General features: G+C 34.8%; 21 protein-coding genes, 1 pseudogene and 1 riboswitch. Of the genes and pseudogenes, 13 read left to right on the top strand and 9 right to left on the bottom strand.

Annotated elements, in window-relative coordinates:
* Positions 1–65: 65 nt before the first annotated feature.
* From F8162_RS07265 to F8162_RS07255, 3 genes are all read right to left on the bottom strand, one after another.
* On the bottom strand, positions 66–1,487 hold the full coding sequence (locus F8162_RS07265) for an oligosaccharide flippase family protein (protein ID WP_151630111.1): 1,422 nt from the start codon (positions 1,485–1,487) through the stop codon (positions 66–68).
* Between the two features lie 93 nt (positions 1,488–1,580).
* A complete protein-coding gene (locus F8162_RS07260; protein ID WP_151630112.1) occupies positions 1,581–2,561 on the bottom strand; it encodes a glycosyltransferase family 2 protein in 981 nt (326 codons plus the stop codon).
* Between the two features lie 329 nt (positions 2,562–2,890).
* A complete protein-coding gene (locus F8162_RS07255; RefSeq protein ID WP_048527968.1) occupies positions 2,891–3,403 on the bottom strand; it encodes an acyl-CoA thioesterase in 513 nt (170 codons plus the stop codon).
* Between the two features lie 313 nt (positions 3,404–3,716).
* Here F8162_RS07255 and F8162_RS07250 point away from each other — a divergent pair, with 313 nt between their 5' ends.
* Positions 3,717–5,030: an ArnT family glycosyltransferase gene (locus tag F8162_RS07250; protein WP_151630113.1), complete on the top strand. Its 1,314-nt coding sequence runs from the start codon at positions 3,717–3,719 to the stop codon at positions 5,028–5,030.
* An 89-nt stretch (positions 5,031–5,119) separates the two neighbouring features.
* Here the strand turns inward: F8162_RS07250 and F8162_RS29430 are convergent, their stop codons facing one another.
* The 3 genes and pseudogenes from F8162_RS29430 to F8162_RS07240 all read right to left on the bottom strand — a co-directional run bounded on the left by F8162_RS29430 (position 5,120) and on the right by F8162_RS07240 (position 7,183).
* Positions 5,120–5,926 carry a methyl-accepting chemotaxis protein gene (locus F8162_RS29430; protein WP_413226574.1) on the bottom strand — a complete coding sequence of 269 codons (807 nt, stop codon included), beginning with the start codon at positions 5,924–5,926 and terminating at the stop codon, positions 5,120–5,122.
* A pseudogene (locus F8162_RS29425) lies at positions 5,924–6,301 on the bottom strand (protoglobin family protein); the annotation flags it as partial. The pseudogene F8162_RS29425 and the gene F8162_RS29430, both read right to left, overlap by 3 nt.
* 249 nt (positions 6,302–6,550) lie before the next feature.
* Complete coding sequence (locus F8162_RS07240) at positions 6,551–7,183, bottom strand: trimeric intracellular cation channel family protein (RefSeq protein WP_000924376.1); 633 nt, start codon at positions 7,181–7,183, stop codon at positions 6,551–6,553.
* Between the two features lie 271 nt (positions 7,184–7,454).
* Between F8162_RS07240 and F8162_RS07235 the strand changes: the two genes are divergently transcribed.
* The 8 genes from F8162_RS07235 (at position 7,455) to F8162_RS07195 (ending at position 16,788) form a co-directional block, all read left to right on the top strand.
* Entirely contained in the window at positions 7,455–8,855 is a 1,401-nt protein-coding gene (locus tag F8162_RS07235; protein ID WP_151630115.1) for an O-antigen ligase family protein, read from the top strand.
* A 78-nt stretch (positions 8,856–8,933) separates the two neighbouring features.
* Positions 8,934–10,034, top strand: coding sequence for a glycosyltransferase family 4 protein (locus tag F8162_RS07230; RefSeq protein WP_151630116.1), 1,101 nt, complete (start codon positions 8,934–8,936; stop codon positions 10,032–10,034).
* 15 nt (positions 10,035–10,049) lie between these two features.
* Positions 10,050–10,790 carry a WecB/TagA/CpsF family glycosyltransferase gene (locus F8162_RS07225; protein ID WP_151630117.1) on the top strand — a complete coding sequence of 247 codons (741 nt, stop codon included), beginning with the start codon at positions 10,050–10,052 and terminating at the stop codon, positions 10,788–10,790.
* A gap of 279 nt (positions 10,791–11,069) precedes the next feature.
* Complete coding sequence (locus tag F8162_RS07215) at positions 11,070–12,269, top strand: MFS transporter (RefSeq protein ID WP_151630118.1); 1,200 nt, start codon at positions 11,070–11,072, stop codon at positions 12,267–12,269.
* Between the two features lie 209 nt (positions 12,270–12,478).
* Complete coding sequence (locus F8162_RS07210; RefSeq protein WP_151630119.1) at positions 12,479–13,195, top strand: LytR/AlgR family response regulator transcription factor; 717 nt, start codon at positions 12,479–12,481, stop codon at positions 13,193–13,195.
* A 120-nt stretch (positions 13,196–13,315) separates the two neighbouring features.
* Positions 13,316–15,391, top strand: a complete 2,076-nt coding sequence (cstA, locus tag F8162_RS07205; RefSeq protein WP_151630120.1) for a carbon starvation protein CstA — start codon at positions 13,316–13,318, stop codon at positions 15,389–15,391.
* The gene (locus F8162_RS07200; RefSeq protein ID WP_151630121.1) at positions 15,384–15,587 is read left to right on the top strand and encodes a YbdD/YjiX family protein; all 204 of its coding nucleotides are present in this window, start codon (positions 15,384–15,386) and stop codon (positions 15,585–15,587) included. Before cstA ends, F8162_RS07200 begins: the two co-directional genes overlap by 8 nt.
* Before the next feature lie 145 nt (positions 15,588–15,732).
* Positions 15,733–16,788 (top strand): GGDEF domain-containing protein, encoded by a 1,056-nt coding sequence (locus tag F8162_RS07195; RefSeq protein WP_151630122.1) that lies wholly within the window; start codon positions 15,733–15,735, stop codon positions 16,786–16,788.
* Positions 16,789–16,863: 75 nt separating this feature from the next.
* Here F8162_RS07195 and pdxK read toward each other — a convergent pair whose 3' ends face one another.
* The gene (pdxK, locus tag F8162_RS07190) at positions 16,864–17,688 is read right to left on the bottom strand and encodes a pyridoxine/pyridoxal/pyridoxamine kinase (RefSeq protein WP_000174251.1); all 825 of its coding nucleotides are present in this window, start codon (positions 17,686–17,688) and stop codon (positions 16,864–16,866) included.
* Positions 17,689–17,822: 134 nt separating this feature from the next.
* On the opposite strand from pdxK, the gene F8162_RS07185 reads away from it, so the two are divergent.
* From F8162_RS07185 to F8162_RS07170, 3 genes are all read left to right on the top strand, one after another.
* The gene (locus F8162_RS07185) at positions 17,823–19,373 is read left to right on the top strand and encodes a GAF domain-containing sensor histidine kinase (protein WP_151630123.1); all 1,551 of its coding nucleotides are present in this window, start codon (positions 17,823–17,825) and stop codon (positions 19,371–19,373) included.
* Positions 19,374–19,393: 20 nt separating this feature from the next.
* Positions 19,394–20,041: a response regulator gene (locus F8162_RS07180; protein WP_151630124.1), complete on the top strand. Its 648-nt coding sequence runs from the start codon at positions 19,394–19,396 to the stop codon at positions 20,039–20,041.
* A gap of 190 nt (positions 20,042–20,231) precedes the next feature.
* Positions 20,232–20,858 (top strand): FMN-dependent NADH-azoreductase, encoded by a 627-nt coding sequence (locus F8162_RS07170; RefSeq protein ID WP_151630125.1) that lies wholly within the window; start codon positions 20,232–20,234, stop codon positions 20,856–20,858.
* Between the two features lie 63 nt (positions 20,859–20,921).
* On the opposite strand, the gene F8162_RS07165 is transcribed toward F8162_RS07170, so the two are convergent.
* Positions 20,922–21,593, bottom strand: a complete 672-nt coding sequence (locus tag F8162_RS07165; RefSeq protein WP_151630126.1) for a transcriptional regulator YeiL — start codon at positions 21,591–21,593, stop codon at positions 20,922–20,924.
* Between the two features lie 106 nt (positions 21,594–21,699).
* On the opposite strand from F8162_RS07165, the gene F8162_RS07160 reads away from it, so the two are divergent.
* On the top strand, positions 21,700–22,395 hold the full coding sequence (locus F8162_RS07160; protein ID WP_151630127.1) for a YjjG family noncanonical pyrimidine nucleotidase: 696 nt from the start codon (positions 21,700–21,702) through the stop codon (positions 22,393–22,395).
* A gap of 41 nt (positions 22,396–22,436) precedes the next feature.
* On the opposite strand, the gene F8162_RS07155 is transcribed toward F8162_RS07160, so the two are convergent.
* On the bottom strand, positions 22,437–23,669 hold the full coding sequence (locus F8162_RS07155) for a chloride channel protein (protein ID WP_151630128.1): 1,233 nt from the start codon (positions 23,667–23,669) through the stop codon (positions 22,437–22,439).
* A gap of 319 nt (positions 23,670–23,988) precedes the next feature.
* A riboswitch (SAM riboswitch) is annotated at positions 23,989–24,095 on the top strand.
* Positions 24,096–24,216 lie beyond the last annotated feature (121 nt).

Genomic DNA, 24,216 nt, shown 5'->3' with positions numbered 1-24,216 from the left:
AGAAAGAAAGCGACTTTTACCCCGCATTAACGGACAGTAAAACTGCCACTGATTAAAGTTTCGCTTTATGCTATGTTCTTGCCGAGCTTTTTATTTACGAACCCTAAAAGCAACCCACGTATTTGTGGATCAATGGCAAGGCCGATAATGCCGTACAATATACCGGTAAGCGTTAAAGCTACTAGTGGTGGCAAACTAATTAATATTGTACGGTATAGAACGTAACTAATTATAAATGCGAGACTATTAAATATAATTCCTTTAAATAATAGCCCGAAACCTTTACGGACAAATAAAGTAAATCCAATTAATAAAGTAACTTCAGTAAGGACAGCTGCTACAGAAGCTCCCATCACTCCAAATTTGCTACCTAAGATGATGTAACTTATGATGGCAACAAACAATCCAATTCCCATTATTGTCGCACGCTTCCACTGTTGTCCGATTGTTGTTAAGTTATCGGCAAGTGGATAGTTGATAGATTGTAAAATGACCATAAAGGCTAAAATTGCAAGTGCATCACCAGCTGGTGCATATTCTTCACCTAATAAAGTTACAATCCAAAAACTAGGATTGGCAATAAATGGGATAGAAATTCCCATACCTAAGAAGGACATAAGTTTTAATTCAAACTGAGATAGCCTTCTATGTTCTTCAATATTTTTTTCATTTCCGAAAGCGAATAATTTTGGATAAAAGGCTGCTGCAATTACACCAGGTATTTGGTAAAGTACAGCAGGTATTTTATAGGCAGCCCCAAAGAATCCAACTTGTTCATGTATTGAAACTTTTTCTAATATAATAGGACCTAACTGCGGTAAAAGCATAATAATAATGCCATTAATTGTGAAAATAAGCAGTTGATCTAAAATTCCTTTGTCCCAGCCTTTATGAACTTTTGTATGGCGGAGTACCATTAAGAAAGCGATAAGCCCTGTTACAAGGCTAGATATTCCGTACATGGCAGCGATCATCATAAGTGACCATTGAAATGACATCCCTAGCATAAGAGCGGCTGCGGCTGTTACACCTTGTAGTACAGAAATAATCGCTGTAAATTGCATACGCTCTGTTACTTGGAAATAAGCCATCCCAACACCTTGTAAAGTGGCTCCAAACATGGTTGGTAGTACGACCCAATATACCATGGTACGTAAGTAAGCATCAGTGTAGAAGAACTGAGCGAAAATAGCGAAGAGTACAGAAATTACGATAGCTAACACTAAACGAATCCGTAAATAACTACTTATTAATACGCTAATGTTAGCGTCGCTTCTCGTTCCTTCACGCATAAACGTATGTGTCAAACCTGCATCTGTAAAATAACAAATGACAGCGGAAACTGCTAATGCAACTGTAAACTTCCCATACTCATCTGGTGAAACATATCTTGCAAAGAGAATGGTTGCAATAGCAAGTACAAATCGAACAGTAATATTTCCTACAAAGAGGTAGGAGGCGTTTTTAATGATTTTGTTTGTTTTCATGGAAAAAGACCTTTCTATTCGTTGGGACATGCTCGTCCTATTTGTAAATTTAATTTGTTTACGGAAAGACTGTTTAAAAGCATATTCAATTATTTAAGAAAATAAAAATTTGATACGTACAAACCAAAGCATCGCATATAACTTTTTGCTTCGTTTCCCATTTTTTGAATAGATTTTGCGACAATATTTCTTTATATCACTTTTAATTAACTGAACCTTTGATTTATCTAATTTAGGGTGTCCTTTAATATATATACAAGCATTGTTAATGACTGTATATGGGAATAGATAAGTTTCAAGGATTTCAATTAATTCCGTAGAATCATCAGTGATTAAGTCTTTTGATTTATTATGAATCCAATCTTTCATTCGATTAAATACTTCTAATTCTTTTGTCGTTTTTAACTCATAATCTTTATAATTTGAAGAAAGATTTCCTCCTGATAGGATTCGATAATATGTTAAATATTCATCCACATAACATACATTTGTTACACTCATTAATTTAAAAAGGAATTCTAAGTCTTCTCCCCAGCTACAACCGGGTGTGAAACGAATGTTATGATCCATTACGATAGATTTTTTGAAAATCCATGTACTTGTTTGGGCAAAAACTTGATGTGTTAAGAAAGCCTTTGTCATATCCCCTTTTACAAAGTTTGTCGTGTTCTCAACTTTTTCACCAGTCTTTTCGTAAAAGTTCATATATCCACAATAGCAGGCGTTCATATTGTTCTTATGCATGCTTTCGATTTGTTTTTCGAGCTTTGTTGGATGCCATAAATCGTCACTATCAAGAAACGAAATATATTCTCCACTTGCATTTTCAATTCCTGTATTACGAGCAACGGAAACGCCTTGGTTTTCTTGTAAGATATATTTTATTTGTTCAGGGTATTTTTTCTTGAGACTTCTAACGATAGAAGATGATTGATCTTTACTTCCGTCATCAACAATTACAATTTCAATATTTTTATATGTTTGATTCAGTATTGATTCCATCGTTTCTTCAATGTATTTTTCCGCATTATACAGCGGGACAATAACGGAAACGAGTTGAGTTTGTTCCATCATATAATTATTATCTCCTCATATTTTTTATGTTGTACATTATATAGGCCTTTTGCAAGGAAGAAGATTACAAGAACATCTGTATAAGTTTACCGCATATAAACTTTGTAAATCAACACTATGTATTTTATCCCGCTTTAATGAGCAGTAAGACCCCCACCTCAAAATTCAGCGAAAGCAAAGAAGTTAGGTGGGGGATCAACTGCCCATAAAAGTCCGATTGGTTCAACTAATAATCAGTGGGGGATGAAGAAAACCCCCACTGATTAAAGTTTCACTTTATATAAAAAAACCTTCCTTTTGGATTTGTAAAAAGGAAGGTAAATCAGTTATTACATACTCCAAGGTTTACTCAATGTTAATACTTCAGCCATTTCTTTGCTTTTTAAACGTCCTTTTTTTCTATTTTCTGCACGTTCGGAACCAGTTGTGTGTAGCCAATGTTCTTCTTCCGTTTCAGGTAGTACTTGTGGAACAGATGAAGGTTTTCCATCTTTTAATGCAACGAATGTAATGAAACATGTTGCAGCTATTCTACGCTCGCCTGCTAATAAATTCTCAGCAATTACTTTTACAAACACTTCCATTGAAGATTTTCCTGTATAACATACGAATGCTTCGTAACAAACAGAATCTGCTTGGTGAATTGGAGTTAAAAAATCAACAGAATCGATAGATGCCGTTACGCAATGCTTACGGCTATGTCTTGCAGCTGCAATTGAAGCGATACTATCAATTTCTGCTAATAGTTTTCCTCCGAAAAGTGTTTGATGATTATTTAAATCATTTGGAAAAACACGTGTTGTTTTAATTGCTTTGGATTCTCGCATGAATTTCTTTTCCATATGGTCAGCCCCTATTTTCTGTTTTCAATCAGAATGACATGTATTGTAAGTGGAGTACAAAAATATTAAAAATCAATAGATATTTAATGAAGTAAAGAATTCCAGAAGAGAGTTAGCAAAACTTCTGTATTTGTATTCATGTAACTGAAAGAAAATTTATCATTATATAAAGTGTAGTGTAAAAGAGGATTCGCTTACATTGCAAGTGAAAAAATTAGGACTCTATATTTGTCATAGAAATTCCCTATCAGCGTTGTGCCTATTCATGATAGAATCGTTTTGTTATGAATGGAAATAGAGGTGCAATGGACATATGAATCATATACAAACAAATTTTTCGTCTTTTTTTAGTAAAATAATGATTGGTGCGATGCTCGCATTTTTTGTTTATAGTTGTTGGTCAGCGTTTGAAACAAGCAAACAATTTTTTGGAGACAGTACAACAAGTGTAACAATCGTATTGATCATTTTTGTTATTCTCATGCTGTTAGTGGCATCGATTTTACAGTATCGTTTTACAGATAAACAATTCCTTGTTTTTCTTATTAGTGCATCTATAGTTGTGAGACTTAGTATGGTTTTATTTGTAGATGTCCCGATAATCGGTGATATGAAAAAGATGTTTGAGTCTGCAAAGCAGATTGCAATTGGTAATAGCGTAGAGAATGTAGCGCAATTACCTTTTATTATTTATGAATCAATTATTATTCGTGTATTTGGCGATACAGTATTTGCATTGCAGTTATTTAATATTTTATTTTGCACAGGGACTGCATTTTTCATTTATCGTATTGCAGCAATGATTTTTGGAGAAGAATGCGGCCGTATTGCGTCTGTGTTTTACGCTTTATATATACCAAATATATTTATGAGCTCCTTATTAACAGCAGAATCGCTTGCAATATTTTTATTTTATTTGGCTTGTTACATACTTTTATATAAAGGTTTAGATCATCCCTATATGTGGGTGCTTTCAGCAATTTTATTTGCATGTAGTAATATGATTTTCCCTATGGGGTTATTTCTTCCTATTTTTATTGCTGTATATGTGTTGTTAATTGAACTCTTTCAATCAGCAATGAAGCAAAAAGTACTATTAAAGATGATAGGAATACTTATTCTATTTTATAGTGCTCATTTTGGTGTGAGTTATGGAATTCAGACAATGGGAATGGCACAATATACAATTTCAAATGAGACGTATGTTCAATCTGTTTTAATTGGAAAAGGTAAAAATGAGGAAAAAATAGATAAGAATCAAAGCGTAACAGAGCATATTGATCAAAAGCTAAAAGGAATTGAAGAAGAAAGATTTAAACTATTAAAGCCAGTAATTAATCAATTCTCAGGTGAGGGAATACATTCTATTCTATTTAAATGTGAAAAACTTATATATATAGCGGTAACGTTATTCATGTCTATAGCTTTATTACACTTTCTTATTAAGAAACAACAAAACGAAGGATATATGTTGTTCTTGTTGTTAATTAGCGGATATGTATTGTTAAGACTCTTCCAAGTAAATATGGCATACTACAACCTTATCGTGCCAGCCTTGTTTATTTTGCAAAGCTTTGGTGTTTATATGAGTTATGTGTACTGTCAAAAAATATTCTTCAGAAAATAAAAAGAATCCAGTTTGGATTCTTTTTTTCATGGAAGATGAGGACTGAGAGTCAGCAGAGATGAAGAATCTCTGCTGGCATAAGCATCACTCTATCGGTTTAGTTCTAGTTGTAAACTATCAGCTGTTAGAGCCATTTGTGAGGAATCTTCTTGAATTCCTTTCATTACTTGTGAAATGGTTTCTAACTCATGTTCAATTTTTTTATTCTGTTCTTTCGAGTTAGACATATCCTTTACAATTTCTTGGAAGTATTGATCTGTTGCAGACATGCTATCCGTTCCTTCAGAGACGAGGGAGCTAATTTGTTTCACTGAAGAAGAGACACGAATAATTTGTTCATTTGTTTTTTCAACGAGCTTTGTAACGTTGAATATAGATTCTTTCGTTTGCTCTGATAACTTTCGAATTTCTCCAGCTACAACAGAAAAGCCTTTGCCAAATTCCCCAGCACGTGCAGATTCAATGGCAGCATTTAGTGCGAGTAAATTTGTTTGCTCTGCAATTGATTTTACAATATCTATAATTTCGTTAATTTTGTTAGAAATATCGAGAAGCTCATGAGTGTCTGTAATAATCGTTTCCATGTTCGTTTGAATGTATTCCATTCGCTTATTTTGCTGATTTAATTGTTCTTTACCTTTATTCGCTTTTTCTTCTGATGTTGTAGCTAATGATGTACCTGTTTTAGCAATTTTTACAATAGTTTCAGATTTAGCGGTTAACTGTTGAATAGAAGCACTCGTTTTCTCAGATACAGATGCTAATTCTGTTGCAATATGTGTAATTGTCATAGCTGTTATTTCTTTTTCTTTTTCATGTTCTTTTTGCATTCTTTCATATTCAGATTCATAGGACGCAATAACGAGTTCTTGTTCAAGGGTGAATAATTTATTTATTACGTTTATAGAATGAGAAAAATCATCAATTGTTTTAATTTTCGTTTGTAAAATCTTCAGGATAGAGCGGAATAATTCTTGATAAGCAGCTGTATACCATTTTCTATGTAAGCCAATTTGTACATGTCTTTTGGCAATTTTAACACGTTGTTCAATAAAATCTTCGTGCATATCTCCGCTGAATAATTCTTTTATATGTGTTTTTAAAGTTTGCTTTAGTTTCGGAATAGAGCTATAACGTTCAATAATCGTAATTAAATTAGGCTGTTTTGTAATATTGGCATAGAATTTTTCCGTAATCCAATCAATTTCTTCATAAATAAAGGGCTGTAGTACCTTTACGATTTGTAAATCTTCTTTTGAAATATGTAACATATCCATTTGAATGTTCAGTTCAGAATTAGTAGGCACGTTAAAAGTGATTTGTTGATCCTTACTTAATTCAATTATACTGGTGTTTGTTTTATTATTATGTTTTTTAAAAACCCCAAGCATTGTTCTTCCCCCTGTTTGTGAAGCGTTTTCATTTTTGGTTCTAATATAATTATATATTTTTATATACAATTACTCTATATTAGTGTGTAGAATAGTATATAAATTAAGAGAATTCTAAGTAGAATTCTCTTAATGACCTTTATTAATTTTAGCATGTGTTTTAAAGAAAACTGGGAAATGTACATTATATATTACAGTGACAACACGAATAATGAATGTTACTAATAAACAAACATAGAAAGCTAATACGTGTGCCCCCATTGCATATGTGATTAGGAAACTGATTGCCCCTAAGATAGAAGCGATTGCGTAAATCTCTTTTCGGAATACGTAGGGGATATCTTGAGCGCAAATGTCACGCAAAATACCGCCTCCAATACCTGTAATGACTCCCATTGAAACAACTAAAAATGAGGCGTCAACATGATGTGACATTGCCGCATTTGCACCAATAGCTGTAAAAACACCTAAGCCAACAGCATCAGAAAGCATAATAACGACTTGCAGTTTATTGATACGCTCAAAAAACATACAAGTAAATAATGCTGATAATACACTTACGAAAAAGTAAATGGGTTTAACAAATGCGACAGGAGGCAGGTTACCGATCATAATATCACGAATAATACCGCCGCCGAGCGCAGTAGCTACAGCTAAACAAAGGACACCGAATAAATCTAAATCTTTTTTTAAACCAACTAATGTACCGGAAATAGCAGCGGCGATAATGCCAAGAAACGTAAATATGTCGATTAATAACATTGCTGTAATCCCTTCCTCCTAAAGATGTTCCAGAGAAAAAATATACACTAAAGTTATGTAAATAACAATGCATTTTCGTTACATGTAGAAAAAAAGAAAAAACGAGGAAAGAAAGCGCTTGAAAATGCAAATATGCTTTTTTCTATAAGGTAAGGTTTGGGAGAAATGTGAGACGTTTAATTAAAAAATATATGTTATAATAAATATTTGAGATAAGAAAAAAATATTAACTGTATAGATTGAAATTAGGTAATAGTTATGGAGGTTCTAGATGTTAAGCGAAAATAGTAAAAGTAATAAATTTGAAAATTTTCTACTAATCTTTATTTTGTTGCAACCGATTTTAGATTTACTTACAGCGTTCTGTATCATGGTTTTAAAAATTGATACGACCATTGGAGTTATTACACGCTTATTCGTTATGTTCCTAGGCGGGATATATATTTTAATTCAAACGAAGAAACAAGGAAATATAAAATATATATTGTATATAATCTTAGTAGGGATAGTCTTCACTATCGGATTGGTAAATAACAAGCTTACAAAAAACCCTATGGTACTTACAGAAGAAATTAAGTTTATAGCAAAAGCTTTATATCCGTTTGTTATGCTTACTTGTTATGTGTTTGTATTTAAGTCTTTAAAAGAAAAAGGCCATTCAAAAATGCGTGACTATATTACGTATGCATCGCTAATTATAGGGGTAGTCATGGTAGCTTCTATTACTACTGGAACAGATTACAATAACTATGAATGGTTAAAATTAGGATCACGCGGTTGGTTTTATGCAGGTAACGAGTTAGGATCTATTTTAGCCATCATGTGTCCGATTGTTATTTTATATTCAATTGAAAAAACAAAAACTATGAGCAAAATATACTATTGGATTCCTTCTATTTTAGTTGTTTTTTCATTATTTGCAGTTGGTACGAAGGTTGGTATAGGAGCAATCTATGCAACAATGGCGATTGCGGTTGTTATGTGCTTTATCCAAGCGTTTATACAAGGTAAAAAAGGAAAGAAAAATATATATTTATTAAACGGCTTTATTGCCATGACTGTTTTTGTAGGAATCATGGCATATACACCTTTTTCACCATTTCTAAAAAATATGGGAATTCATGTTCAATTAATTGAAGAACAACAGACAGCGAAAAAGGAAGAGAAAAAGAAAGAGGAAGCTAAAGAGCATAAACCTCCTGTTACAGAAAAAGAGAAAGTGAAAGAAAAAGAAAAAGAAAAAGTTGCAGAGAAAAAAGAAGAAACGCAATCTATTATTTTCAGTGGGCGCCAACTATTTGAGCAAATGTATAAAGATTTCTATAAAGAAGCCCCAATGTCTCAAAAATTATTAGGGATGGGTTATGCTGGTAACTATAAAGCAGAGCCGAAATTAATTGAACGTGACTTCCACGATTGGTTCTATTCTTTCGGAATCATAGGGTTCATTTTACTTGTAATTCCATTCTTATACTTTGGTATTAAATTTATTGCATGTATATTTACTAAATTTAAAGAAATATTCACCGTAAAATATGCAATGGTAATTGCATCGATACTTCTAGGATTAGGTATCTCATTTATAGCTGGTCATATTTTAATGTCACCTGGAGTGAGTTTCTTCTTAGTATTAATCATGGCATATTTAATAGTTGACTTGGAAATTGAATGATAGAAAAATAAAAGCTAGCATATGTTAGCTTTTATTTTGTTATAGTAAATAAAAAGAAAAAAATGGGGGATGTAAGAAATGAAAGTGTTGCATATGAATGCTGGTGCAGAAGAAGGTGGGGGGAAAACACATATTATTTCACTTTTATCTCAGTTTTCAAAGGAAGAAGTGGAATTAATGGTATTTGAAGAAGGTGCGATTGCTAGAGAGGCGAGAAACCTTGGTATTCAAGTGCATGTTTTTACCCAATCATCTCGGTACGACCTATCAATTCTTTCAAAAATAAAAGCATTTATTAATGAAAATCAATTTGACATTGTGCATACACATGGCGCACGAGCAAATTTCTATCTCTCCCTCTTGAAAAAAGGTATAAAAGCGAAATGGATAATGACTGTCCACAGTGATCCAACTTTGGATTTTATGAAGAGGGGATTAAAAGGATGGGTATTTACGAAGTTAAATTTACGTTCTTTCAGGAAGGTAGATTTGTTCTTTGCAATTACGGAGAACTTTAAGAGAAATATAATAAAACTAGGTGTACCAGAAGAGAAGATTTGTACGGTTTATAATGGGATTGAGTATGATAGTACGCCAGTAAAACCTTATGATAAGAGTGAATTTGGCATCGATGAAGGAGTATTTACAGCCATTCAAGTAGCGCGTCTTCATCCTGTTAAAGGTCATGATATTTTATTTGAAGCGTTGCAAAAAATTAAAATTCCAAATATAAAAGTGCTCTTGCTTGGTGATGGGCCTATAGAAGCAGAATTAAAAGAGATGGCGAAACAAAAGGGCGTAGAGGATAAGGTGATGTTTCTAGGCTTTCGTACAGATTCAAAAGAATTATATGCATCTGCACACATTAATTTGCTAACCTCTTATAGCGAAAGTTTCCCTCTCGTTTTATTAGAAGCAGCTAATCAACGTTTAACATCTATTGCAACAAATGTAGGTGATATGAAAAAGTTAATAGTTGATGATACGTATGGATGGATTGTACCGATTGGTGATGCAGATTCGTTAGCAAAAGCGTTAGAAAATGCTTACGAAAAATGGTTGAATGGTGAATTAGAAGCGATGGGAAATCGTTTATATACTCACGCATCTACTCATTTCTCGCTAAAGAATTTGTATGAAGATACTTATAATGCATATAAAAAACTTTTACTGAAATAGAGAGGATAGTTAATCATGGAAGTAAAAACAGTTGATATTCTAGGTGTTCCTTTTTCTACAATGACAATGGGTGAAACAATCCAATATTTAAAGGGTCAACTAGAATTGGAGCGAACGCATACTTTTCAGGTAGTAACAGCAAATCCTGAAATTGTTATGTGTGCAAAAAAGGATGAAGCATTCCATCAAACATTATTAAATGCAGATTTAATTACACCTGATGGTATTGGAGTTGTAAAAGCAAGTGGTATGTTAGGTACACCTGTAAAGGAACGTGTAGCAGGTTTTGATTTAATGTGTAATTTATTTGCGAAGCTATCAGAAGAGAATAAACCAGTATCTGTTTTCTTACTTGGTGCAAAACCGCATGTTGTACAAGCTGCAGCAGATCATTTAACGAAGACGTATTCAGCCGTATCTATTGTTGGTATACAAGATGGATATTTTAAACAAGAAGAAGAAGAGAATATTGTTTCTCGTATTCAAGAGGCAAAGCCAGACTTATTACTTGTCGCACTTGGTTTCCCAAGACAAGAGAACTTTATCCAAACTAATAGGCATCGTTTAGAAACAAAAATGGCTGTTGGAGTGGGCGGAAGTTTAGACGTATGGGCTGGAGAAGTAAAACGCGCACCAAAATGGATTCAAGCGATCCATTTAGAGTGGTTTTATAGATTGTGTAGTAATCCAACGCGCTGGCGTCGTCAGTTAGTATTAGCGGAGTTTTTAAAAGAAGTCATGCGTTCGAAAAAGTAGCGTCCTATCGCTACTTTTTTATTTAGCCATTTTTAATAAAGTGAGGCTTTGTTCATCCACCACTGATTGTTACCTCTCATTAATTGGGATTGATCTTCAATCTAATCTCTTTGCTCCAGCTGAATTTTGAGGTAAGAGTTTTACTGCCCTAAGGTAGTGGGATAAGTATTTTACTTTTCGGGCATGATGAAGGAGAATTTTTTACACGAAAGTATTTTACTTATACAATTCACACATGTAAAATGATGTGTAAAGACATCTGTGTAAGGAGGACTTCATGTGGGCAAGGTGAAAGAAATTTCGAAGCGAAAGCTACTTGGTATAGCCGGGCTTGGATGGCTATTTGACGCAATGGATGTTGGAATGCTTTCATTCGTCATGGTAGCACTGCAAAAAGATTGGGGATTAAGTACGCAAGAAATGGGCTGGATAGGCAGCATTAATTCAATTGGTATGGCAGTCGGAGCGCTCGTTTTTGGAATACTATCAGATAAAATAGGACGGAAATCAGTCTTTATTATTACATTATTACTATTTTCTATCGGTAGTGGTTTAACTGCTTTAACGACAACACTTGCGATGTTCCTTGTGTTACGATTTTTAATTGGTATGGGGCTTGGCGGTGAGCTTCCGGTTGCTTCTACATTAGTATCAGAGAGCGTTGAAGCGCATGAACGCGGCAAAATAGTTGTGCTATTAGAAAGTTTCTGGGCAGGTGGATGGCTAATTGCAGCTCTTATCTCGTATTTTGTTATTCCGAAATATGGTTGGGAAGTTGCAATGATATTGAGTGCGGTTCCGGCACTATATGCTTTATATTTAAGATGGAATTTACCGGATTCTCCGAGATTCCAAAAGGTTGAAAAAAGACCGTCCGTTATCGAAAATATAAAATCAGTTTGGTCTGGGGAATATCGCAAGGCAACCATTATGTTATGGATTCTATGGTTTTGTGTTGTCTTTTCCTATTATGGGATGTTCCTTTGGTTACCTAGTGTAATGGTATTAAAAGGATTTAGTTTAATAAAAAGTTTCCAATACGTACTTATTATGACGTTAGCTCAATTGCCAGGGTATTTCACAGCTGCTTGGTTTATTGAACGTCTTGGTCGTAAGTTTGTTTTAGTTACGTATTTAATCGGTACAGCGTGCAGTGCTTACTTATTTGGAGTGGCGGAGTCATTAACAGTATTAATCGTAGCAGGTATGTTACTATCCTTCTTTAATTTAGGTGCTTGGGGTGCATTATATGCCTATACACCTGAACAGTATCCAACAGTTATTCGTGGTACAGGTGCAGGGATGGCTGCAGCATTTGGTCGTATTGGCGGTATTCTTGGGCCATTATTAGTAGGATATTTAGTTGCTTCGCAGGCTTCACTATCACTAATATTTACGATTTTCTGTGGATCAATTTTAATTGGTGTAGTTGCTGTAATTGTACTTGGGCAAGAAACGAAGCAACGAGAATTAGTATAAGGTGAGACTTTAATCAGTGAGGGATTTATTCTCGCACTGATTATGGGCTCTTACCAATAGCGGAATAAAAGGGCAGGGGGAACCGTGAAGGTTTCCTTTTTTCTGTTTTTTTAGATAAATGATGGTATAGTAAGAAAAAGGGAATGTTCCTTATAAAAGCGAATGTATACAACAGGACATACGGACAAAAGAATTAGGTGGTTGAAGAAATGAAAATTTTACTGATCATGGAAGAAGCAGAAGAGCGAAGAAGTTTAGCTGGAAAATTTACTGAAAATATAAGGAATGTAGAATGTTTTGAAGCAAACACAGGAACAGAATCATTATTTATCATGAAAAAGCATACACCGGATTTTGTTTTTTTAAATTCGAAATTACTAGATGGAACAGGTTTTGAATATGCAAGTTTATTACGTGAAGTAAATTGTTATACGAAATTTATTTTTATGGGAGAAGATATTGAAGAGTCCCTTACGGCATTTCGTTTTCAAGCATTTTATTATTTACTACGCCCGTTTCGCGAAGAAGATTTGCAATTCCTTTTATATAGAATGAGTAAAGAGCAAGGCGAGAAAGCAAAGAGTTATTTACGAAAACTACCGATAGAAGGTCAAGAGGGGATTCGGTATATTTTCCCTGAAGATATTGTATATGTAAGCAAAAATAAGGAAAACAAAACGGTTTCCATTTATACAACAAATAATCAGTATATTTCAACATATACACTTCAGGAGCTGGAAAATAAGCTGAATGCATATGATTTTTTACGCGTGCATAAAAGCTATTTAATTAATATGTCATATGTACAAGAACTAAAACCTTATTATAATGGCACATATAATCTGTATTTAGATAAATATGATGAGCAACCGATTCCAGTTAGTCGTAATTATGTGAAACGACTTCGAAATAAAATTGAATTATAGTAGATAATGCGAAATTTTTAACATGATAAACTAAAAATCCTTCATGATAGGGAGGATTCAAATTAAATATTCAGAAAATTTAGTACAATCCCACTAAGAAATAGTATTGGGGGATTGTATGTGAAAACATTGAAGTCGATTTTACTTTGGGGAGTTATTGCAGCAGTAGGAGCAGGTGCTTTTGGTGTAATAGCTTTATCTCAAGGTGAAACTATTAATGCCGTGTGGCTCTTAGTAGCTGCCGTATGTGTGTATGCAGTTGCTTATCGCTTTTATAGTAGATTTATAGCGAGAAAGGTATTTGGTTTAGATAATAATCGGCAAACACCAGCCCATACATTAAACGATGGAAAAGATTATGTTCCGACAAATAAGTGGGTATTATTTGGCCACCATTTTGCAGCAATTGCTGGGGCAGGACCTTTAGTAGGGCCGATTTTGGCGGCACAAATGGGATATTTACCAGGGACAATATGGATTATTGTTGGGGTAGTTGTCGCTGGAGCTGTGCAAGATTTTGTAATTTTATTTGCTTCGATGAGACGGAATGGTAAATCTTTAGGGGAAATGATTAAAGATGAGATCGGTCCTGTTACAGGATTTATTGCAATGATAGGTATTTTAGGCATTATGATTATTTTATTAGCGGTGTTAGCATTAGTAGTAGTAAAGGCGCTTGTTGGAAGTCCTTGGGGAATGTTTACAATAGCAGCGACGATTCCTATTGCTATTTTAATGGGAGTGTACATGCGCTACATTAGGCCTGGACGGATTGGGGAAGGGTCGGCAATCGGAATTATTCTACTTATACTGTCTCTTATTGGAGGACAGTATGTGGCGGAACATCCAACGCTTGCAAGCATGTTCACGTTTAGCGGTGAGACGATTGCTATTATGCTTATTGTATATGGATTTATCGCATCGGCATTACCAGTTTGGATGCTTTTAGCACCGCGTGATTACTTAAGCACATTTTTAAAAGTCGGAACAATTGTTGGATTAGCAATCGGTATTTTAATTGTAGCACCAGATTTACAAATGCCAGCAGTTTCGAAATTTATCGATGGAACTGGTCCAGTATTCTCCGGAAACTTATTCCCGTTCTTATTTATTACAATTGCTTGTGGTGCGGTGTCTGGATTCCATGCTCTCGTTTCATCAGGTACGACGCCGAAAATGATTGAACAAGAGGGACACGCACAGCCAATCGGTTATGGAGCAATGTTAATGGAGTCATTTGTAGCGGCGATGGCGATGATTGCAGCTTGTGTATTAACACCAGGAACTTATTTTGCCATTAATAGTCCCGCAGCACTTATCGGTACGGATGTCTCGCAAGCAGCTCAAGTTATTTCTTCATGGGGATTTGCTATTACACCAAATGAACTAAAAGATCTCGCTGTAAACGTTGGAGAGCAAACGATTTTATCACGTACAGGGGGTGCCCCAACGTTAGCGATAGGTATGGCATATATTTTCTCACAAGTAATAGGTGGAACGGCCATGATGGCCTTTTGGTATCATTTTGCAATCCTCTTTGAAGCCCTATTCATTTTAACAACAATTGATGCTGGAACGCGTGTAGGCCGATTTATGATTCAAGATATTTTAGGGCATGTATATAAGCCATTTGGGAAAACGGATTCTACAGTAGCGAATGTGATAGCTACAACGTTATGTGTATTAGGATGGGGCTATTTCTTATACCAAGGGGTAGTTGATCCGCTTGGTGGAATTAATACATTATGGCCACTTTTCGGCATCGCAAACCAAATGTTAGCAGGTATTGCATTATTACTTGGAACGACAATTTTGTTCAAAATGGGGAAAAAGGCATATGTTTGGGTGACACTTGTTCCAACTGTCGGATTGCTTATTGTAACGATGACGGCTGGTTATCAAAAGCTATTTCATGAAAATCCTAAAATCGGATTTTTATCGCATGCAAAGGTATTTCAGGGGGCATTAGATGAGGGGAAAGTGTTAGCACCAGCTAAAAATGTCGCTCAAATGAAACAAATTATTTTTAATGATTATATTGATGCAGCGCTTTGCGGAGTTTTTATGATCGTTGTAATTGCTGTATTAATTTCTGCAATTCGAATTTGGATTCAAGTATTAAGAAATAAGCCGATGCCGCTAAAAGAGGCACCATATATACCTAGAGATGAAAGTGAGTCGAGGAACTATGCTTAAAAGACTACGACAATTATGGGGGCAAAGAAAACACTTTATTAGTTTACTCGTTGGAGTACCAAGCTATGAAACATATGTAGAGCATATGAAAAAGCATCATCCAGAAGAAGAGGTTGTATGTCAAAAACAATTTTTTGCAGAAGCGCAAGAAGCTAGATTTAATGCAAAGGGTGGAAAGATATCACGTTGTTGTTAATGAAAAGGGCGAATTTTCGTCCTTTTTTATTTTTGCTGTTTCACGTGGAACAGCAAAAGATAAATAAAAATCTTTGGGAATTATAGGTATCTCGTATACAATGAAATAAGGAAAGGGATAGATAGAAAAGTAGGGAGATTATTTTATGTTAAGGGACTTATTTGTAAATACAACAATTATTCTTTCCTTTATTTTTGTTGGAGGTCAGCTTTTAAGAGATAGGCCGTTAAAAGAAGGGTTTTCTCTTTGGCAGAAATGTGTAGTAGGTATTCTTACTGGAATATTAAGTGTACTGTTGATGCATTTTGGTGTACATATTGAAGATATTATGTTGGATCTACGTTATTTAGCTGTTATTTTGGCAATTATAATTGGAGGTCCGATAGCTAGTAGTATAACAGTTACTATTATATTAATTACCCGATTATTTCTTACTGAGTACTCTTTAGCCTCTGAATTGGCTTGTTATACAATTGTATTGATAGGTTTTGGAATTATTTTCATTTGGCGGATGAAATCTTCTATATTTAAAAGGTGGATCTGGTTTAATGTATATAGTTTATCTATTTTAACGGTGCCACTTTCTATTTTATTTAAGGATATGTCTATAGTAGCATTATATTTGGTTTGTAGTGGTGTTGCAGCATATATCACATTTGTAAGCGCAAATTATGTATTACAATCCAATGAGTTATTTCAAACGATGAAGCAATACGCAACGATAGATGCACTGACAGGTTTAGGAAACGTAAGACAGTTTGATTTAGAGATGAATCGTCATATTGGTAATAAGCGCATAAAAAATGATTCACTTTGTTTACTACTTATAGATATTGATCATTTTAAATGTGTAAACGATACATATGGGCATCCTGCAGGAGATGAAGTATTAAAAGAAATAGGATGTATTTTAAGAGAAGTTTCAACGTTTCCAGATTTGGCCTTTCGAAAAGGTGGAGAGGAGTTTGCGCTTTTAATACCGAAGAAGGGATTAGCTTATGGAATACGTATGGGGGAACAAGTTCGCACAGTTGTTGAAAATCATTCATTCCGATTGTTAAATGGAACAAAAATAAAAATTACAGTTTCAGTAGGCATTTCAGTATATGAAGAATCACCAGAACAATTTATTCAAGCAGCTGATGACGCGTTATATTACTCCAAAAGAAATGGTAGAAATCAGGTCAGTTCTGCATCTTAAAGATAAGATGACCAGAAGAGCTTATAAAAAACACCCACAGGAATTATAAATTCTGTGGGTGTTTTCATTTATATGTTAGACAAGTTCTTTCGATGCAACGAATTTACGATATGCACCGTGATGTGTTGGTCCTACGTATTCGTTGATTTTGAATGAATAACGGATAGCAGCTGTGATAAATTCTTTCGCAGTTTTTACTGCTTCTTTCACAGGTTTTCCTTTTGCAAGTTCTGCTGTAATTGCAGCAGAATATGTACAACCTGCGCCGTGCGTATTTGTTGTATCGATTTTTTCTGATTCTAGAAGATCGAATGTTTCTCCATCATATAGGACGTCGATTGCAGTTTCTGTACCAAGCTTGCTACCGCCTTTAATTAGGACGTATTTCGCACCTAAAGCGTGTATTTTTTTCGCTGCTTCTTTCATGTCTTCAAGAGAATTAATTTTTACGCCACTTAATTGGTAAGCCTCAAATAAGTTTGGTGTTACAACTAATGCTTTTGGAACAAGAACGTCACGTAAGCAATCATTCGTTTCAGGATGTAATGCTTCATCAGCACCTTTACATACCATAACAGGATCAACTACTACATTTTTGAAATTATGTTTTTCGATTGTTTCTGCAACCATTTCAATAATTTCTACTGATCCAAGCATACCTGTTTTTAAAGCATCTACGCCAACACCTTCAATTGTTGTTTCTAATTGTGGTTTTAATGTAGAAGCCGGGATTGGGAATACGTTATGTGCCCAACCGTTATGTGGATCCATCGTTACGATTGTCGTAAGAGATGTCATTCCGTATACACCAAGTTCTTGGAATGTTTTTAAATCTGCTTGTATTCCAGCACCGCCACTTGTGTCTGAACCAGCGATAGTAAGTGCCTTATTTAATGTCATTATGAAAGCCCCCTCAGGTGATATAATGAAAACTATGTTTTCACCATTATATCAATGTTACGAATAAGTACAAAGTGAAAAGTAGATGATTTACTTTAGAGGCACTTTAAAATCTTGTGTGTAGGAGATTGAGTATGTTTCGAGATAATCGTACAAATGAATTAGTTATATTAAAAGAAATTGCAGAAACATTAAATACATCAAATGATACGTACCATGTACTGCAAGCGGTACTAGAAAAATTGCTCAGTGTAACAGGTCTAACGACGGGCTGGATTTTTCTTGCGGATGAAAATGGAAAATATACGAAGTTGATTGATTACCAGTTACCAGAGGCACTTACATATGAAAACAAACGCCCGATGTGTGAAGGTGAGTGTTGGTGTTTACGTGGTTTTGTGGATGGAAAATTAGAGCGAGCGGTTAATATTATTGAATGTAAAAGAATTAATAATGCAATTGAATATAATTGGGGAGATACAGAGGGGATTCTTCATCATGCTACGGTTCCTTTAAAGGCTGGAGGAGAAAAGTTTGGTGTGTTAAATATAGCAAGCCCAGGTAAAACACATTTTTCGGAAGAAGAATTAGTATTGCTCCAATCAGTTGCTTTCCAAATTGGGACGGCCTTAAAGCGAACAAAATTATATGAAAATGAAAAGCGACGAGCATATTATTACGTGAAATTGGAGCGGTTTATTCAAGCTTTAAAAACGATTCATAAGTTTAATGTATTACCTGAAAAAGTGGTAAATCACGTAGGTGAAGTATTTCAGTGGAATCAAGTGGCATTTTTTATTAGGGAAGAAATAGAGTTATCCTTGCGAGCTTCTTATGGTCAGAAAGGGTTACAAGAGGGTGTAAAAGAAGCGGCAAAGAAGGCGTTAGAACAAGATGAACCGGCTCTATTAAAACATGTAAATGGAGCTGTTATCGCTACGCCGATACATATTCAAAATCATATATTTGGTGTTTTATGTGTCAGTTTAAATAATGGGGAATTTGATGTTAATACAATAGATGTCATTCAAGCATTATCGAACCACGTTTCATTAATAATAGAAAATTTAAGATTAAACGAACAGCGCCGTGAACTCGTACGAATGGAAGAAAGAAATCGGTTAGCGAGGGATTTACATGATTCTGTTTCACAAAAATTATTTTCATTAACCTTTATGACAAAAGGTGCTGAAGCAGTTTTAAAAGGTCAAAATGAAAAGGTAGACCAATCTTTGCATGAGATACGTGAGTTATCGCAAGGTGCTTTAAAAGAAATGAGGACGTTAATTTGGCAACTACGTCCAGCAGGATTAGAGAAAGGACTATTACCAGCTTTAAAACAATATGGTGAAAGTTTGGGATTGAAAATTCGGGAACAAGTTACAGGTGTTCGTGATTTGCCGCGCGTAGTAGAGGAAGCGCTATGGAGAATTGGACAAGAAGCTTTAAATAACGTAAGTAAACATGCAAATGTGAGAGAAGCGACGATTTATTTCAAAGTGACGGAGAAGAATGTATCATTAGAAATAGTCGATCAAGGAAACGGCTTTGTAGAAAAGGATATAAAAGAGAAGAAATCACTTGGCATGACTACGATGCGCGAAAGAGTAGAATTAGTTGGTGGAACAATTAAAATTGTAAGTGATAAGAAAAGAACAAGTGTAAAAATAAACGTACCATTATGATGTGAAAATGAGGGAAGTTCGTGAAAATAAAAGTATTGTTAGTTGATGATCATACAGTTGTTTTAAAAGGATTAGCATTTTTCTTAAGTACACAAGAAGATTTAGCGTTAGTTGGAGAAGCAAGTAATGGGAAAGAGGCATTAGTGAAAGTAGGGGAGACAAATCCTGATGTTGTACTAATGGATTTATATATGCCCGAAATGGATGGTGTTGAGGCGACAGCATGTATCAAAAAAGAATATCCGGATGTGAAAGTAATTGTATTAACTAGCTTTTCTGATCAGGCGCATGTTTTACCAGCGTTAAGGGCGGGGGCAAGTGGGTATATTTTAAAAGATGTAGAACCGGATCAGCTTGTTGAAGCTATTCGAAGCGCATATAAAGGTAATATTCAATTACATCCGGATATAGCAAATACTCTTCTCTCTCAAACATTACCTGTGGAAGATAAGGAAGAAGAACCTTCTATTCAAGTGGATGTGCTAACGGCGAGAGAAAATGAAGTGTTACAGCTATTAGCGAAAGGGATGAGTAATAAAGAGATCGCTTCTGTTTTAGTTATTACAGAAAAAACGGTAAAAGCTCATGTAAGTAATATTTTGAGTAAGTTGAATTTATCTGATCGCACGCAAGCAGCATTATATGCAGTGAAAAATGGAATTGTATAAGACAAAAGTCGTAAGACCTAGTTCGCCTTTAGAAGGTGGACTTTTTTTATGGAAAAATACGTCTATGTGAGGACGAAATTGTCTTGATATAAAGATAAAATATGTTTGTAAGCAACAAAACAACAATTACAAGGGATACCTTTTTTGAAAGCATATAACAACAGAAGAGTGAGTACTAGGAGGAAAAACAGTGGCAACAGTTTTATTTGTAAAAGCAAACAACCGCCCAGCGGAACAAGCAGTTAGTGTGAAATTATACGAGGCATTTTTAGCAAACTATAAAGAAGCACATCCAAATGATACAGTAGTAGAACTTGATTTATATAAAGAAGAATTACCATATGTAGGCGTAGATATGATTAATGGTACATTCAAAGCGGGTAAAGGATTTGATTTAACTGAAGAGGAAGCAAAAGCAGTAGCAGTTGCAGATAAGTATTTAAATCAATTTTTAGAAGCTGATAAAGTCGTTTTCGGTTTCCCATTATGGAACTTAACAATTCCAGCAGTATTGCACACATATATTGATTATTTAAACCGAGCTGGTAAAACGTTTAAATATACGCCAGAAGGTCCAGTTGGTTTAATTGGAGATAAGAAGATTGCATTATTAAACGCGCGCGGCGGCGTATATTCTGAAGGTCCAGCAGCTGAAGTAGAAATGGCTGTTAAATATGTAGCAAGCATGATGGGCTTCTTCGGTGCAACAAACATGGAAACAGTAGTTATTGAAGGGCATAACCAATTCCCAGATAAAGCAGAAGAAATCATTACATCGGGTCTTGAAGAAGCAGCTAAAGTAGCAAGTAAATTTTAATTAAAAATAGAATCGTCACTCGAAAAAATCAGCATTAACAGATAAACGTTAATGCTGATTTTTTTATATTTTAAGTTCGTCAGCCAGTTTTTCTAGCTGAATCCGATCTTGTATGTAATAGGTTCTTCCGTCTTTTTTTAAGTAATTTTGTTGGCAAAATTGGTTTAATACATATAAAAGATGACGGTAGCTGACATTTAAGTATTCTGAAGCCTCGGTATGTTTTTCTATATAACTGTTATTTTGTTCTGTTAATAGAATAAACGCCGCTAATCGATTTTCGAACGGATAACTATTGTTTTTGGCGTAACTTTCTGTTCGGGTAATTGTTTTTTCGCCGATAAATTTGCATAGTTTCTGTAGAAAGGTAGCATCTTGCAATAAAAGATGCTGACAATCCTTAAGAGGAAGCGCTAAGCATATACAATCTTCAATTACTTCTACCGTTTTTGTAACAGATTCCACCCCAATTAACCCTAATTCTCCAATGAACGAAGGTGCTTGAATAAAGTTAATTAAGGAGACCTTCCCGTTCTTGTGACTCATATATATTTTCGCCTTCCCGGAAATTAAGTAATAAAGATAAGGAACGTCAACTCCTTCACTACATATCCTTTCTTTCTTTTGAAAGGAATGTAGTTCAGCATACGGTAAGACATTAAAAGAAAAAAGAGTATGGAAGTTGGAGGTTTGCATGTAATGAGAGATTTCTTCGCTATTTTTGCTAACTTTCATGTTTTCACCTCATGTTTAGTATGAGATATCTCCTATTATGTTTACAAGAAGGAATGATACGATTTACGTAAATTTGTTTTTGTAGAAAAGAGAGTGTGAGGGGTCTATGAAAAAATATAAAACACTGTTATTTGATGTAGATGATACATTGTTAGATTTTCAGAAGGCGGAGAAAGTGGCGTTACGTATGCTGTTTGAAGAGAAAGGGATTCCTCTAACTAGCGAGGTTGAAGGGCGGTATAAAAAAATTAATAAAAGCCTTTGGGATGCTTTTGAGGAAGGTGAAATAAACCGTGATGAGGTTGTAAATACACGGTTTTCGATTTTGTTTAAAGAGTATGGGGAAGAAGTAGATGGGATATTATTCGAAAATAATTATCGTAGCTACTTAGAAGAAGGAGACCAACTTATCCAAGGTGCGTTTGAATTTATAAATCAAATTCAAAGTGAGTACGATTTATATATAGTGACAAACGGTATTTCTAAGACGCAAGATAAACGTTTACGTAATGCAGGATTACATGCCTTGTTTAAAGATATTTTCGTTTCTGAAGATACGGGATTCCAAAAGCCGATGAAAGAGTATTTTGATTACGTTTTTGAACGAATTCCTAATTTTTCCCCTGAAGAAGGGCTCATTATTGGGGATTCGTTAAGTGCTGATATGAAAGGTGGATATGTAGCGGGAATTGATACTTGTTGGTTTAATCCAGAAAAGAAATCAAATAATAGAGAGATTGTGCCAACATATGAAGTACAAAATTTTGAAGAGTTATACGCGTTATTGAAGCAACGTGTGTAATAAAAAATAGGCAGTGGAACTTTAGTCCCTACTGCCTATTTTTATTCGTTTGTAGCTTCGTTGTTTTTAGGAAGTGGAAATGCATTACCAATCGCTGCCGCTCCAAGCATCGGTAATAGTAAATTGAGCGGGAAAAACATGAGTAATAGTAATGTTATAGCAATTGGTTTTCTTAATGCATAGCTTGAAATTGCTGTCGTGACGATGGCTACCGAAGCGATTGGATCTATCGGGATAATGGACGCTATAGCATATCCGATACTAGATCCAGCAAATATAATTGGGAAAATGTGTCCACCGCGCCAACCTGTATTTAAACAAACGGCAGTAATACATAATTTTAAAACCCCTGAAAGAAGTAGTACCCAGAAGGATAAATGGCTCCATTCAACGACTAAATCTTTTAATTGATGTTCTCCTGAGAATAACGTGTACGGGAGAAAAGTTCCTGTAATTCCTAATAAAATACCACCGATAATTCCAAGTGATAGTTTGTATTCCCTGAAGGGATGGATTAATTTCTCTAATGTGAATTCTAATTTGAAATAAAAGAAGCCAACTATAGCACCAATACTAGCAAGTGGTAGAAAGGCAATCCATTCATTAAGAGAAAGGGAACCTTCCCCAAAATCAACGATAAAGGACCCACGATTATCGAATTTACTAAGTAATAAATAAACGGAAAAACCAGCGAAAGTGGTAGCTAAATATACAATTGCTTTTTTTCCTTTAGGAAATTCGTTAATTTGTTCACCCTCATTTTCATTTGGAGCTAAATAACCGAATAATGGCGCGTTAAAAATTACACTTAAAGTAGCACCAATTCCAACCTCTGTTAGTTCATTCATTCCTTTTAAGGCGAATGTAAAGCGATCCCCTATCCATGTACAAAGTCCACCGATAATGCCAACAAGTGCTGCTTCGGGACCTAAGCTAGCTCCAAAGATTAAAACGATAATTGCAGTTAAAGTAGCTTTATGTACAAAACGGTATTCAATTCTACCTGTTTTTTTATATTCACCCATTACTTCCGGCATAAGACGTGGATATGTGCCGAAGTATTTTTGAGTTAAACCGACGAGAATACCACCGATAGTTGTTACACAAATAGTGTAATACGGGGGAGAAGAGAAGATTGTAGGTAAGTATCCCCAAATAAAGTGAATGCCGATATTTATTGTAACTAAAAATAGCCAGACTGTTGCTCCTACTATAGAGCCTAAAAGAATGCCGTATAGGACGAGTATATAGTGCATGTCCTTTGCGTTTGTCATGTTATACCTCCGTTATGTAAGTTCTAATGTCGAAAGGATTAAATATGCTACTGTGAAATGAAATGAATATGTATAGTATCTTTTTGAGAGGTTGGCTTATTCAATATATTGAGGTCTCGTGAGAATTTGAAATGTATACAGTTACACTACTTATTTAATTCTATATAGTAATCAGGAGTTTTAAAAGGTCTTTTTCAAATGAATATGGAATATATTTCTTTTGTTATGCATGTCAAATTCTTTGTATTTAATTTAGAACATTCAGAAAAACGGATTGACATTAGGAAATTATTGCTATAAAATCAACGGTAATTGCATAGTCTTATCAAGAAAAGGTGGAGGGACAGGCCCGACGAAACCTTGGCAACAGCCGTATAACGGAATTGTGCCAAATCCTGCAGGTAATAAAACCCTGAGAGATAAGAAAGAGCCTTTAGAGCGTGTTTTCAAACTGCTCCTTTCTTGTTTTCAGGAAAGGAGCAGTTTTTTTATCCCGCTTTAATGGGCAGTAAGACCCCCACCTCAAAATTCAGCGAAAGCAAAGAAA

This window comes from Bacillus sp. CH140a_4T (genome assembly GCF_008923725.1).
Lineage (GTDB): Bacteria > Bacillota > Bacilli > Bacillales > Bacillaceae_G > Bacillus_A.
Note: the sequence above shows the minus strand (reverse complement) of the source record. Positions and strands in the feature narration are given on the sequence as shown.